General features: G+C 71.8%; 10 protein-coding genes and 2 rRNA genes. 9 read left to right on the forward strand and 3 right to left on the reverse strand.

The genetic code is table 11. The annotated features are described in order from the left end of the window. Together BLR33_RS16355 and rrf are read left to right on the forward strand one after the other, a co-directional pair. A 23S ribosomal RNA gene (locus BLR33_RS16355) occupies window positions 1-111 on the forward strand; the annotation flags it as partial. Between the two features lie 98 nt (window positions 112-209). Further along, window positions 210-326: ribosomal RNA gene (gene rrf / locus BLR33_RS16360) — 5S ribosomal RNA — on the forward strand. 104 nt (window positions 327-430) lie between these two features. Here rrf and BLR33_RS16365 read toward each other — a convergent pair. Next, window positions 431-1,438: a hypothetical protein gene (locus BLR33_RS16365; protein ID WP_245771457.1), complete on the reverse strand. Its 1,008-nt coding sequence runs from the start codon at window positions 1,436-1,438 to the stop codon at window positions 431-433. A gap of 407 nt (window positions 1,439-1,845) precedes the next feature. Between BLR33_RS16365 and mtnA the strand changes: the two genes are divergently transcribed. The 7 genes from mtnA to BLR33_RS16400 all read left to right on the forward strand — a co-directional run bounded on the left by mtnA (window position 1,846) and on the right by BLR33_RS16400 (window position 10,402). Continuing rightward, complete coding sequence (mtnA, locus tag BLR33_RS16370) at window positions 1,846-2,895, forward strand: S-methyl-5-thioribose-1-phosphate isomerase (protein ID WP_093785232.1); 1,050 nt, start codon at window positions 1,846-1,848, stop codon at window positions 2,893-2,895. 272 nt (window positions 2,896-3,167) lie between these two features. Further along, window positions 3,168-3,857 (forward strand): MtrAB system response regulator MtrA, encoded by a 690-nt coding sequence (mtrA, locus tag BLR33_RS16375; RefSeq protein WP_218136667.1) that lies wholly within the window; start codon window positions 3,168-3,170, stop codon window positions 3,855-3,857. Between the two features lies 1 nt (window position 3,858). Then, complete coding sequence (gene mtrB / locus BLR33_RS16380; protein ID WP_093785234.1) at window positions 3,859-5,823, forward strand: MtrAB system histidine kinase MtrB; 1,965 nt, start codon at window positions 3,859-3,861, stop codon at window positions 5,821-5,823. A 62-nt stretch (window positions 5,824-5,885) separates the two neighbouring features. Beyond that, window positions 5,886-7,673, forward strand: coding sequence for an LpqB family beta-propeller domain-containing protein (locus BLR33_RS16385; protein ID WP_245771458.1), 1,788 nt, complete (start codon window positions 5,886-5,888; stop codon window positions 7,671-7,673). 89 nt (window positions 7,674-7,762) lie between these two features. Then, the gene (locus BLR33_RS16390; protein ID WP_093785235.1) at window positions 7,763-8,533 is read left to right on the forward strand and encodes a ComF family protein; all 771 of its coding nucleotides are present in this window, start codon (window positions 7,763-7,765) and stop codon (window positions 8,531-8,533) included. Between the two features lie 304 nt (window positions 8,534-8,837). Continuing rightward, on the forward strand, window positions 8,838-9,530 hold the full coding sequence (gene hpf, locus BLR33_RS16395; RefSeq protein ID WP_407639688.1) for a ribosome hibernation-promoting factor, HPF/YfiA family: 693 nt from the start codon (window positions 8,838-8,840) through the stop codon (window positions 9,528-9,530). A 134-nt stretch (window positions 9,531-9,664) separates the two neighbouring features. Then, window positions 9,665-10,402, forward strand: a complete 738-nt coding sequence (locus tag BLR33_RS16400) for a response regulator (RefSeq protein WP_093785236.1) — start codon at window positions 9,665-9,667, stop codon at window positions 10,400-10,402. Window positions 10,403-10,499: 97 nt separating this feature from the next. On the opposite strand, the gene BLR33_RS16405 is transcribed toward BLR33_RS16400, so the two are convergent. Together BLR33_RS16405 and BLR33_RS16410 are read right to left on the reverse strand one after the other, a co-directional pair. After that, entirely contained in the window at window positions 10,500-11,687 is a 1,188-nt protein-coding gene (locus BLR33_RS16405; protein WP_093785237.1) for a winged helix-turn-helix domain-containing protein, read from the reverse strand. Between the two features lie 64 nt (window positions 11,688-11,751). Continuing rightward, window positions 11,752-12,339: a GNAT family N-acetyltransferase gene (locus BLR33_RS16410; protein WP_093785238.1), complete on the reverse strand. Its 588-nt coding sequence runs from the start codon at window positions 12,337-12,339 to the stop codon at window positions 11,752-11,754. Window positions 12,340-12,580 lie beyond the last annotated feature (241 nt).

The following is a 12,580-nucleotide window of genomic DNA, read 5'->3' on the forward strand; positions in this document are numbered from 1 at the left end:
ACCTACGTGATGGGGTAAGGCTCCCAGTAGACGACTGGGTTGATAGGCCGGATGTGGAAGCCTTGTGAGGGGTGGAGCTGACCGGTACTAATAGGCCGAGGGCTTGTCCATATATGTTACGCGTCCACTGTGTGGTTCTGAAGCAACCAGCATCCCACCCGACCCTCGGGAACGAGGTATCGGGTGTGGGTTGGTGTGTTTCGTAGTGTTTCGGTGGTCATAGCGTGAGGGAAACGCCCGGTTACATTCCGAACCCGGAAGCTAAGCCTTTCAGCGCCGATGGTACTGCAGGGGGGACCCTGTGGGAGAGTAGGACACCGCCGAACAAACATTCAGCTCCGGCCCCCGGTGAAAACCGGGGGCCGGAGCTTTTTTCGTTCCCGCGTCCCGCCGCGTTCCCCCGTTCGCGGCGTTCCTGCGCGGCCTCGCCTCAGTGCTTCTCGGCCGCCCGCGCCAGCTCGATGTCCAGCGACTCGCGGCGAATGCGCTGGTCCATGTAGAGCAGGGTGGTCACGCCGGAGCTGACCGGCAGCGTGATCGTCGCCGCCACCACACCGCCGATGCCGCCCAGGACCAGATACGTCCAGCTGGGGTTCTCCGACGAGGAGCCGACGAACGACGAGAAGTCGTGATTGGTGACGGCCGAAGCGATGAGCGCGAACGGCATTTGGATCAGCGTCGAGACGATGTAGACCAGCACAATGGTGAGCAACTGGACCCCGAGGACTCGCCACCAGGACCCGCGCACCAGCTTCGCGGACCGCTTGAGCGCACCCACGATGCTCTGCCGTTCCAGCATCAGCGCAGGTGGGGCGAGGACGAAGAGAATCCACAGCCGTACCGCCACCACCAGCCCCGCGGTCATACCGAGGACGGCCAGCGAAGCGCCGAGCGTCTTCGCTCCGGCGACCGCGATCAGGCCCCCGGGAAGCGCACCCACCGCCACGACGGCCACGTAACCCACGGTCAGCAGCAGCGCAAGACCGTTGAGTTGGAGCAGCCTGGGCCGTGCATCGCGCCACGCCTCGCCGGCCGTCACCCCGCGGCCGAGGACCGCGCGGCTGACCACCACCGTCAGGATGGCCGAGGCGACGAGGACGCCCAGCGCGGTGACGAGGATCGTCAGCCCGAGACCCGCGTACACGTCGCGGAACGCCCGCAGCAGGTCGTGGACGCTCGGGTTGGACTTGGTGTCGAGCTCGTCGATCCTGCTGTCGTCGATGAACAGGCCCTCGACGACCACCGCGATCGCTTGCGTGACCAGGGCGATGGCGAAGGTGATGCCGACGACCGCTCGCCAGTGGCGACGCAGCGTGGCGATCGCCCCGTCGATGATCTCGCCGGCGCCGAGCGGCCGTAGCGGAATGACCCCGGGCTTGGGGGCGGGCGCCGGAGCCGTGCCCCAGGAGCCGTGAGGCTGCCAAGCGGTCGGCTGCACCTGAGGACCCCAGCGGGGACCGCCCCGCTCGGGCGGCGGAACACGGGGGCCGGGCGGCGGCGCCCACTGTCCCCACCCGGCGGCCGGGGGCGGCTGCCGCTGCGACCAGGACGTCTGAGCGGCAGGTCCGGGCTCGGCAGACGCGGGAGCGTCGGCTCCCTGCGCGGGTTGAGACGGCTTGGCGGCCGCTTCCTGCTGCTCCGGGGCTGCCGGCTGTGCGTTCCGCGCGGGGGAGTGGCCGGGGCTGTCGCCGTCTTCCGGCTCGGGTGAGTCGGAGGATGATCCGGGCGATGCCCAGCCCGGAGTGTTGGTCATGGGAGGCTGCCCCTTCGTGTTGCTCGGCCTGTTCAAGTCGCCATCGTGTCACGGGCTGACGCCAGGAGGGCCTGACAGGGCAGACTGAGGGAATGGGTGATCACGTCAAGCGTCCCGAGAACGCCGCCATATCCGCGCTGCGATGGGAGGAGCCGCCGGACGGTCCCATGCTCGTCGTGCTCGACCAGACCAGACTGCCCCTGGAAGAGGTCGAGCTGGTGTGCACGGACGTCCAGGCGCTCGTGGCCGCGATCGGCTCCCTCGCCGTACGGGGCGCGCCGCTGCTCGGCCTGGCCGGGGCCTACGGTGTGGCGCTGGCGGCGGCCCGCGGCTATGACGTGGAGGAGGCGGCGGAACTCCTCGCACGGGCCCGTCCCACAGCGGTGAACCTCGCGTACGGCGTCCAGCGGGCGTTGACGGCGTACCGCCGGGCAGAGCCCGAAGAGGCCGCCCTTGCCGCTCTTGCCGAGGCCCGCACGCTGCACGCGCAGGACGCGTCGGCGAGCGAGGCGATGGCCGCGCACGGCGTGCGGCTGCTGTCCGAACTGGTGCCCGGCGGCGGCTACCGCGTCCTGACGCACTGCAACACCGGCGCCTTGGTGTCGGGCGGCCAGGGCACGGCGTTCGGCGTGGTGTCCTCCCTGCACCGCGCGGGCGAGCTGCGCCGGCTGTGGGTGGACGAGACGCGGCCCCTGTTGCAGGGATCGCGGCTGACGGCGTACGAGGCGGCGCGCGCGGGGATGCCCTACACGCTGCTCGCGGACAACGCGGCCGGGTCGCTCTTCACGGCGGGTGAGGTGGACGCGGTGCTGGTGGGGGCGGACCGTATCGCTGCCGACGGTGCGACCGCGAACAAGGTTGGCACGTACCCGCTGGCGGTCGTGGCCCGCTACCACCATGTCCCCTTCATCGTGGTCGCCCCGACGACGACCGTCGATCTGGCGACCCCGGACGGGGCGTCGATCGAGGTGGAGCAGCGAGCGAGCAGCGAGGTGACGGACCTGGCGCCCTCTCCGTTGGGCACTCAGGCGTACAACCCGGCCTTCGACGTCACACCGCCCGAGCTGATCACCGCGATCGTGACCGAGAACGGTGTGGTCTCCCCGGTGACGGCGCAGGCGCTGGCGGCCGTCTGCCGGTAGGGGGCGCTGGGTTGTCCACAGGCTCCGCCCGCGGGTGGGGCGATCGCTGACAAGATGGGCCCAGGCCGGTCCGGCGGCCGTTCGGGTGCCGGAGGCGGCGGGACCAAGCCATACTGTCGACATGATCCAGAGTCGCGGCCGGCGGCAGCCCCGACACCCACGGCTGACATCGAGGGCAGCGGACTCCGCCGGACGTCCATGGACATGCGTGGACATTGGCCCAGCTCGTGACCTCGATCACGGATGGTCACGGCAACCGATATGCAAATGAGATGATGGTCGGTATGAAGGGACGTGTCCTGGTCGTCGACGACGACACCGCGCTGTCGGAGATGCTCGGCATCGTGCTGCGCGGAGAGGGTTTCGAGCCGTCGTTCTGCGCGGACGGTGACAAGGCGCTGGCCGCTTTTCGCGAGACCAAGCCCGATCTGGTGCTGCTGGACCTGATGCTGCCCGGGCGGGACGGCATCGACGTGTGCCGGCAGATCCGGGCCGAGTCCGGCGTGCCGATCGTGATGCTGACGGCGAAGAGCGACACCGTCGACGTGGTCGTGGGCCTGGAGTCCGGTGCCGACGACTACGTGATCAAGCCGTTCAAGCCGAAGGAGCTGGTGGCCCGGGTGCGGGCGCGGCTGCGGCGGGCCGAGGAGCCGACGCCCGAGCAGCTGGCGATCGCCGACCTGGTGATCGACGTCGCGGGGCACTCCGTGAAGCGCGACGGTCAGCCGATCGCGCTGACGCCGCTGGAGTTCGACCTGCTGGTGGCGCTGGCCCGCAAGCCGTGGCAGGTGTTCACCCGCGAGGTGCTGCTGGAGCAGGTCTGGGGCTACCGGCACGCCGCCGACACGCGGCTGGTCAACGTCCACGTGCAGCGGCTCCGGTCGAAGGTGGAGCAGGACCCCGAGCGCCCGGAGATCGTCGTGACGGTCCGGGGTGTGGGCTACAAGGCCGGACCGGGCTGACATGAGCGCCTCGTACGAGCGGGAGCGGCTGGAGAGCCGGCTGGCCGACCCCATGCAGGGGCTGCTGCCGGTCGTCCGCTCGTGCGTGCGCTGGGCGAGGCGGCCGCTGCAGCCGGCGACCCGGCTGTGGCGGCGCAACCTTCAGCTGCGGGTGGTGGCGTACACGCTGCTGATGTCCGTCGGTGTGGTGCTGCTGCTGGGCTTCGTCGTGATCGGGCAGGTGCAGAACGGCCTGCTCGACGCGAAGGAGAAGGCGGCGACGAACCAGGCGACGGGTGGCTTCTCCATCGCCCAGGACATGGCGAACAAGGGCACCCAGTCCCAGGACGGCACGGGCTCGGGCAGCCCGCAGGGCCCGATCGACTCGGGCACGTGGCTGACGGACCTGGTCGAACAGTTCGCCAGCGGCGGGAAGGGCGTGTACTGGATCGTCGCGCTCAGCCCGGCCAGCAGCGACGAGAGCATCTTCGGCGAGCGCAGCTACAGCGCGCACGGGCCGCGCAGCTCGGGCAGCGTGCTGCCGGACCGCAGCATCCCGCAGTCGCTGATCCACGCCGTGGAGACGCACACCGGGGCGCTGAAGCAGTACACGACCGTCCACACCGACGACGGCAGCCCGCCGCGGCCCGCCCTGGCCGTCGGCAAGCGGCTGACGGACATCAACGGCGGCACGTATCAGCTGTACTACCTCTTCCCCTTCGACCAGGAGGAGAAGACGCTCGGCCTGGTCAAGGGCACGCTGGCCACTGCCGGGATATTCGTCGTCGTGCTGCTGGGGGCGATCGCCTGGCTGGTGACGCGGCAGGTCGTCACGCCCGTGCGGATGGCGGCGGGCATCGCCGAGCGGCTGGCGGCCGGCCGGCTGCAGGAGCGCATGCAGGTCTCGGGTGAGGACGACATCGCCAGACTCGGTGAGTCGTTCAACAAGATGGCGCAGAATCTCCAGGTCAAGATCCAGCAGCTGGAGGACCTGTCCCGGATCCAGCGCCGCTTCGTCTCCGACGTCTCGCACGAGCTGCGCACGCCGCTGACGACGGTGCGGATGGCGGCCGACGTCATCCACGACGCCCGTACGGACTTCGACCCGGCGACCGCCCGCTCGGCGGAGCTGCTGCAGAACCAGCTCGATCGCTTCGAGTCCCTGCTGTCGGACCTGCTGGAGATCTCCCGGTTCGACGCGGGCGCCGCCGACCTGGCCGCCGAGCCGATAGACCTGCGGGACGTCGTACGGCGGGTGGTGGACGCCGCCGAGCCGCTGGCCGAGCGCAAGGGCAGCCGGGTTGTCATCCGAGGTGACGCGCAGCCGGTGATAGCCGAGGCCGATCCCCGCCGGGTGGAGCGCGTGCTGCGCAACCTCGTGGTCAACGCCATCGAGCACGGCGAGGGCCGTGACGTGGTGGTGCGCCTGGCGACGGCGGGTGGCGCCGTGGCGGTCGCGGTGCGCGACTACGGCGTGGGGCTCAAGCCGGGCGAGGCCACGCGGGTCTTCAACCGCTTCTGGCGGGCGGACCCCGCGCGGGCCCGTACGACCGGCGGCACGGGCCTTGGACTGTCCATCGCCGTGGAGGACGCGCGGCTGCACGGCGGCTGGCTGCAGGCGTGGGGCGAGCCGGGCGGCGGCTCGCAGTTCCGCATGACGCTGCCGCGGACCGCGGGCGACGCCCTGCGCGGCTCGCCGATCCCGCTGGAGCCCGAGGACTCGCGGCGCAACCGCGGGCTGAAGGCATCCGGGCAGCCCGCGAGGAGCGCGGCGCCTGTGCCGGTGCCGCGTGCCGGAGCGGGCGGCCCGGACGGCAGGACGGCCGGGCGGGTCGCCGACAGGGGCCCGGGTCTGCCGCAGATTCCGCAGATATCGCAGATGCCGACCGCGCCGCCGAGGCCGCCGACCGCGGACCCCGCGGCGCTGCCCGGCAGCGGGGCACGGGTGGTGGAGCGCAGGGAAGCCGTTCGGGAGGACGACGTCTGATGGAGCCGATGGGGGGTTCTCGGGGACGACAGGGACGGCGGGGGCGCGGGTTGTGGCGGAGCGTGCTGCCGCTCGGCGCGGTGCTGCTGCTGGCCGGCTGCGCGTCGATGCCGAGCAGCGGCGAGGTGCGCAAGGTCGGCGACACACAGCGAGCCGACGCCGACGCGCAGGTGCGGGTGGGCGCCATCCCGCCGAGCAAGGGCGAGAACCCCTCGGAGATCGTGAGCGGCTTCATGGAGGCCACCACGAGCAGCGAGGCGGATTTCACCACCGCGAAGAAGTACCTGGCCAAGGACGCCCACTGGGACCCGTCGGCGAAGATCACGGTCTTCTCCGGCCAGCCGCGCTCCCGCGAGGTGGGCGGTACGAGCAAGGAGGGGTACGCGTCCGTCACCCTGACGGCCACCAAGGCGGCGGTGGTGGACACCAAGCACGCCTACCAGCCGGACTCGGGGCCCTTCAGCACCTCCTTCCACCTGACGCGTGAGAACAACCAGTGGCGGATCGACGAGCTGCCGGCCGGTCTGGTGCTGTCCGACTCGGACTTCCAGCGGATCTACCACTCCGCGAACATGTACTACTTCGCCCGCCTCGGCCCGGACGCCCACGGCACCGACGGCCCGGTGCGCACCCTCGTGGCCGACCCGGTCTACCTGCGCAACCAGACCGACCCCCTGGTCTCCACGGTCTCCACGCTGCTCGACGGGCCCACCGACTGGCTCTCGCAGGTGGTGGACACCGACAATCCGGCGGGTGCCCGGCTGTACGAGAAGGCGGCCGACCACGGCGTCACCCTGGACGACTCCCAGCAGCTAAGGGTGCGGCTGAACCGCGCGGCCGACGGGCTGGGGGGTGAGCGCTGCACCGGCCTGGCCGCCCAGCTCTTCGCGACGGTGCAGGCGCAGGCGTCGGCCCGGCTGGCGTCGGTGGACGTGGAGCACGCGGACGGCTCGACCGCGTGCTCGCTGCCCGGCGACCAGGCCCAGCAGTACGGCCCGGAGAACCTGGTGGGGACGTCCCTGGCCGGGCCCTACTACATCGAGGCCGCCGCGCCGCACCGGCTGCTCGAGCTGTCGGCCGGCGACACGAGCCCGACCCCGAAGGCGGTGCCGGTGCCCGGCCCGTTCGGTGGCAGCAAGGCGGAGCTGAGCGCGGTGGCGATCCGCAGGGACGGCCAGGTGGCCGCCGGGGTTCGCTCCGACGGCCGGGACCTGGTGGTCGACTCGGTGGTGGACGGCGGCAGCTTCGGCAAGGCGGTCGTCACCAGCGACGTCAAGGACGGCTTGAGCGCGCCCAGTTGGGACGGTTTCGGTGACCTGTGGGTGGCCGACCGCGATCCTGGCGCGTCGCGGCTGCTGGTGCTGCGCGGGGGAACGGGCACCCCGATCCAGGTGCCGATGCCCGACCTCGACGGCCGGGTGCTCTCGCTGCGGGTGGCCTCGGACGGGGTGCGGATAGCGCTGGTGGTGGAGCAGGACGGCGTCAAGCGGCTGGAGATCGGTCGGATCGTACGGTCCGGGACCTCGCGGGAGCCGGCGTTCTCCGTGACGGGGCTGCGCAAGCTGTCGCCGGCCGGGGAGAGCGTCACGTCGGTGTCGTGGGCGGGCGCGAGTCGGCTGGTGGTGCTCGACACCGAGCCGGGCGGGGTGCAGCAGATCGAGTACATCAACACCGACGGGTCGGCGGCCTCGGCGCTGCAGGGGGTGAGCGAGGCGGCGTCCGTCGCGGCCTCGGAGAACCAGAAGCTGCCGCTGCTGGCCTCCTACGCGGGCCGGGTCTACGAACTGCCCGCGGACGCCAACTGGCGGCAGGTCTCCCCGCAGGGAACGTTCCCCGTCTACCCGGGCTGACCAGCGGCGTTCCGGGCGGCCCCGGAGTTGTCCACAGACACGGACGAGTGACTGGTGGCGGGGTTGACCAAGGCCGCACAGTAGGAGTCATGCGGGGTTGGTGGCAGGAGATCACCGGGCTGGTCCTCCCGGAGGACTGCGCGGGCTGCGGCCACCCGCGGACGGATCTGTGCGAGCGATGCCGATGGCTGCTGGGCGGGGCGGCCACGGTGCGGCGCGTACGTCCGTCGCCCGAGCCGTGGGGACTTCCGCCGGTCTACGCGGCAGGGCGGTACGGGGACGAAGTGCGCGCGATCGTCCTCGCACACAAGGAGCGCGGTGCCCTCGGACTGGCCGGTCCGCTGGGCGCGGCGCTGGCGGCGGCAGTGGAGCGGGTGGTTGCCGCGGCTGCTGCGGATCGGGCCCGGTCCGCAGCAGCCGCGGGGCCGGCCGGCGCGGTTCGCGGGTCAGGGCCCGGCCCGCGGTTTCGTACCGGCTCCGGTCCACTGCTGCTGGTCCCCGTTCCGTCCTCGCGCAGGGCGGTCGCCCAGCGGGGACACGACGCCACTGCCCGCATCGCCCGGTCCGCGGCCCGGGCGATGCGCAGGCGCGGTGTGCCGGTCCGGGCGGCATCCGCGCTGCGGCAGCGGCGGCCGGTCGCCGACCAGTCCGGGCTGGGCGGCCCGGGCCGGCTGGCGAACCTGTCCGGTGCGGTGGAGGCTGCGCGCTCCGCCGTCCCGCTGCTGGCGGCCGTCCCCGCCGTGCTGGTGGACGACCTCATGACGACGGGAGCGTCGCTGGCGGCCTCCGCGGCGGCGGTCGCCGCGGTGGGCGGGCGGGTCGTGGGGGCGGCCGTAGTGGCCGGACCACACGATCCGTAGATCGGTTGATATGCGTATTGCTGCAGGTAGTGGGGGTATGAATCACCCATACGGAGGTATGGCGGCACTGGGGATGCCGAGTTCCACACTCCGGGACTATGTTCGGGGGAGAGGGAAGCGAACCCGTGGGGTGTTGATCTTCCCCGTGGGGCAGAAGGAGGTGAAAGCCGCAGCTTCGCGGTCGCCGGATGCCCCGGTGCGCGGAGCGGCAGCCGACGCAGTGCCGGACGGGGCGTGCGCCCGGCCCGGCCCAGGGAAAGGGATCGCCCCTGGTCTCGGGGGCGGTTCGGGAACGGAGTTCTGCGTGGACATCGTCGTCAAGGGCCGCAAGACCGAGGTGCCCGAGAGGTTCCGCAAGCACGTGGCCGAGAAACTGGACAAGATCCAGAAGCTCGACGGCAAGGTGATCAGCCTCGACGTCGAGGTGTCCAAGGAGCTCAACCCGCGGCAGGCGGGCCGGGCCGACCGGGTGGAGATCACGCTGAACACCCGTGGTCCCGTGATCCGGGCGGAGGCCGCTGCCGCGGACCCGTACGCCGCGCTGGACGTCGCGGTCACGAAGCTGGAGTCCCGGCTGCGCAAGGCCGCGAGCAAGCGCCACACCCGCAGGGGCAGCGGCCGCATCCCGGCCGCCGAGGTTCCCGGACACGTGCCCGGGGTGGCGCAGATCAACGGCGACGGGTCCCTCGTGGTGGACGAGGGCGGAGACGGGGACGTGCCCGTCAAGAAGGTCGGGCCCTTGGAGGTGCGGGGCGACGGGCCGCTGGTGGTCAGGGAGAAGACCCACGCGGCGACGCCGATGGCGCTCGACCAGGCGCTGTACGAGATGGAGTTGGTGGGGCACGACTTCTACCTCTTCGTCGACAGCGACACCAAGCAGCCCAGCGTCGTCTACCGCAGGCACGGCTACGACTACGGGGTGATCCACCTCAACGCCGACGCGTCGGGAAGCGGTTCGCCCACCGAGGCCGGCGACTCGCTGAACCACGGCGAGTGAGCACTGCGCCGAACACGGGGGATCACTAGGCAAGTTGGCGCGATGGCACCCCTGGAATCCGCACAGGGGCGCCGTCGCGCCGGGACGTGAAATGCTGGGCCGGTGCTCAACTCTGTTCTGAGGGGGAGGAACTGATGCCGGATTTCGACCACGGGGTGTCCGGCGAACGCGGCAGGCCTCCCTACGGCGAACCCTCCGTTCCGGCCCCGGCCGAGCCGATCCGGGTCCTGGTCGTCGACGACCACGCGCTTTTCCGCCGGGGCCTGGAGATCGTGCTCGCGCAGGAGGAGGACATCCAGGTCGTCGGTGAGGCCGGGGACGGCACCGAGGCGGTGGAGAAGGCCGCCGACCTGCTGCCGGACATCGTGCTGATGGACGTGCGGATGCCGCGGCGCGGCGGGATCGAGGCGTGCACCTCGATCAAGGAGGTCGCCCCCAGCGCCAAGATCATCATGTTGACGATAAGCGACGAGGAAGCCGACCTCTACGAGGCGATCAAGGCCGGCGCCACCGGGTACCTCCTGAAGGAGATCTCCACCGACGAGGTGGCCACCGCGATCCGGGCCGTCGCGGACGGGCAGTCGCAGATCAGCCCGTCGATGGCGTCCAAGCTGCTCACCGAGTTCAAGTCGATGATCCAGCGCACCGACGAGAAGCGGCTGGTCCCCGCGCCGCGGCTGACCGACCGCGAGATCGAGGTTCTGAAGCTGGTGGCGACGGGGCTGAACAACCGCGACATCGCCAAGCAGCTGTTCATCAGCGAGAACACCGTGAAGAACCACGTGCGCAACATCCTGGAGAAGCTCCAGTTGCACTCCAGGATGGAGGCCGTGGTCTACGCGATGCGGGAGAAGATCCTGGAGATCCGCTGACCCGGCCGGACGGCGCCGACGACTGACAACGCGGCGAGCGTGCGTGCCAGGGCCCGCCTACCCCCGGGCCGGCCGGGCAGGATTTGTCGGACACGGCCTAGCGGCGGTCGTGGCTGCGCTTGACGGCGTCGGCGAGAGGCTCGCGCAGGGATTCCGGCAGCACCCGCTCCACCCGGGCGTCCGTGCAGCCGACCCAGCCGGCGGCCTCCACGATGGCGTCCGCGGTGGGCTGCACGGCCTTCGGACCGTTCAGGGAGACCTGCCGGGCGACGAGGGTGCGGCCCTCACGGGCGGGATCCACCCGGCCCACCAGCCGTCCGCCCGCCAGCACCGGCATCGCGAAGTAACCGTGCACGCGCTTGGGCTTGGGGGTGTAGGCCTCCAGGCGGTGGGTGAAGCCGAAGATGCGCTCGGTGCGGGGGCGGTCCCAGATCAGGGAGTCGAAGGGGGAGAGCAGGGTCGTACGGTGGCGGCCGCGCGGCTCGGTGGCGAGCGCGGCCGGGTCGGCCCACGCGGGCTTGCCCCAGCCCTCGACCTCCACCGGCACCAGGCCCGTGTCCGCGATCACCGAGGCGACGTCCTCGCCCTTGAGGCGGTGGTAGTCGGCCAGGTCGGCGCGGGTGGCCACGCCCATCGCGGTTCCGGCCTGGGCGACCAGGCGGCGCATGCACGCGGTGTCGTCCAGATCGTCGTGGAGGAGGTCGGCGGGGACGGCGCGCTCGGACAGGTCGTAGATACGCTTCCAGCCGCTGCGCCGGGTGCAGACCACCTCGCCGGTGTCCAGCAGCCACTCCACCGCGATCTTCGTCTCGGACCAGTCCCACCACGGCCCGCCGTTCTTGGCGCCGCCGAGCTGGGTGGAGGTCAGCGGGCCGTCGGCCCTGAGCCGGTCCAGGACGGCGGCGATGGAGCGCTCGGCGTCCTGGAGGACGTGCCAGCGGTGGCCGCGGGCGCGGCGGGCCCGTCGGCGGAAGGCGAAGTGCGGCCACTCCTCGATCGGCAGGATGCAGGCGGCGTGCGACCAGTACTCGAAGGCGTGGCCGTCCGACCAGTAGGCGCGCTCGACCGCCTTCCGGCCGATGGCGCCGAGCCGGGCGTAGGGGATCAGCTCGTGCGACCTGGCCAGCACCGAGATCGTGTCGAGCTGGACCGCTCCCAGGGCGCGCAGCACCCCCCGGGCCCCGCCGCGCCGGTCCGGGGTCCCGATGAAGCCCTGGGCGCGCAGGGCGATCCTGCGGGCCTCGTCTGCGGACAGGGAGAGCTGGGGAGGCGGCAGCGCAGTCATGCGGGCCAGCGTAGGCCCGGGCACCGACAATCGGCTTCCACCTGCGCTTTCACCGGGCGGACCTCTACTTCGGAGCGGGGAGGTACGGCGTTGCCGAGGGGAGCTGCCAGTCCGAGGGGAGCAGGGAGCCCACCCAGCAGTCCCGCCGGGTGCCCTCGTGGACCAGGCGGGAGCGCAGTGTCCCCTCCTGGACGAAGCCGATGCCGAGCGCGACGGCGCGTGACCCTTCGTTGCCCGCCTCGGCGTACCACTCGATGCGCTCCACGCCCAGGGACTCGAAGGCCCAGCGGCACACCTCGCGGCCGGCCTCCTTGGTGTAGCCGCGGCCGCGCTGGTCGGCGGCCGTCCAGTAGCCGAGTTCGGCCTGGCGCTGCGGCGGGGCCAGCTGCTGCAGCCGCACCAGGCCTATCGAGCCGACCAGCGCGTCCTCGGCCACGGTGAAGACGCCGAAGTTGTAGAGGGTGTCCTCGCGCCAGCCGTCGGGGCAGATCCGGCCGATGAAGTCGGCCGCCGTCTCGCGGGTGTAGGGGGAGGGGACCGCGGTCCAGCGGGGGATCTCGGGGTCCTGGCACGCCTGGTACACCGCCTCCACATCACCGGCCGCGAAGGGGCGCAGGACCAGGCGCCGGGTGGTGAGGGTGACGGGTTCCATGGCGGGCGCACCTTTCTGGCGATTCCGGCCGTACGGGCCGGGGACCCCGCGAAGACCGGGGCGGGACACAGGCGGGACCCAGGAAAGGGGCCGGTGGGCAGTATCGCGGTGCCCGCGGGGCCGGGGAAAACCGTTTTGCCGCGGCTGGGCCTCCCGGCCCGCTGCCGTCCTCGCTTACGATGGCCGTTGCAGCAGGGCCAGGCAGACAGGACCCGCGCTGTGCCCCGCGCGGGAACCGCGC

Source organism: Actinacidiphila guanduensis (assembly GCF_900103985.1).
GTDB lineage: Bacteria > Actinomycetota > Actinomycetes > Streptomycetales > Streptomycetaceae > Actinacidiphila > Actinacidiphila guanduensis.

What these genes read in the sequence shown, in the direction of transcription:
- mtnA (WP_093785232.1), top strand. Translation starts at nt 1,846, where the DNA reads ATGGGTGATCACGTCAAGCGTCCCGAGAACGCCGCCATATCCGCGCTG.
- BLR33_RS16390 (WP_093785235.1), top strand. Translation starts at nt 7,763, where the DNA reads ATGCGGGGTTGGTGGCAGGAGATCACCGGGCTGGTCCTCCCGGAGGAC.
- mtrA (WP_218136667.1), top strand. Translation starts at nt 3,168, where the DNA reads ATGATGGTCGGTATGAAGGGACGTGTCCTGGTCGTCGACGACGACACC.
- BLR33_RS16405 (WP_093785237.1), bottom strand. Translation starts at nt 11,687, where the DNA reads ATGACTGCGCTGCCGCCTCCCCAGCTCTCCCTGTCCGCAGACGAGGCC.
- BLR33_RS16400 (WP_093785236.1), top strand. Translation starts at nt 9,665, where the DNA reads ATGCCGGATTTCGACCACGGGGTGTCCGGCGAACGCGGCAGGCCTCCC.
- mtrB (WP_093785234.1), top strand. Translation starts at nt 3,859, where the DNA reads ATGAGCGCCTCGTACGAGCGGGAGCGGCTGGAGAGCCGGCTGGCCGAC.
- BLR33_RS16410 (WP_093785238.1), bottom strand. Translation starts at nt 12,339, where the DNA reads ATGGAACCCGTCACCCTCACCACCCGGCGCCTGGTCCTGCGCCCCTTC.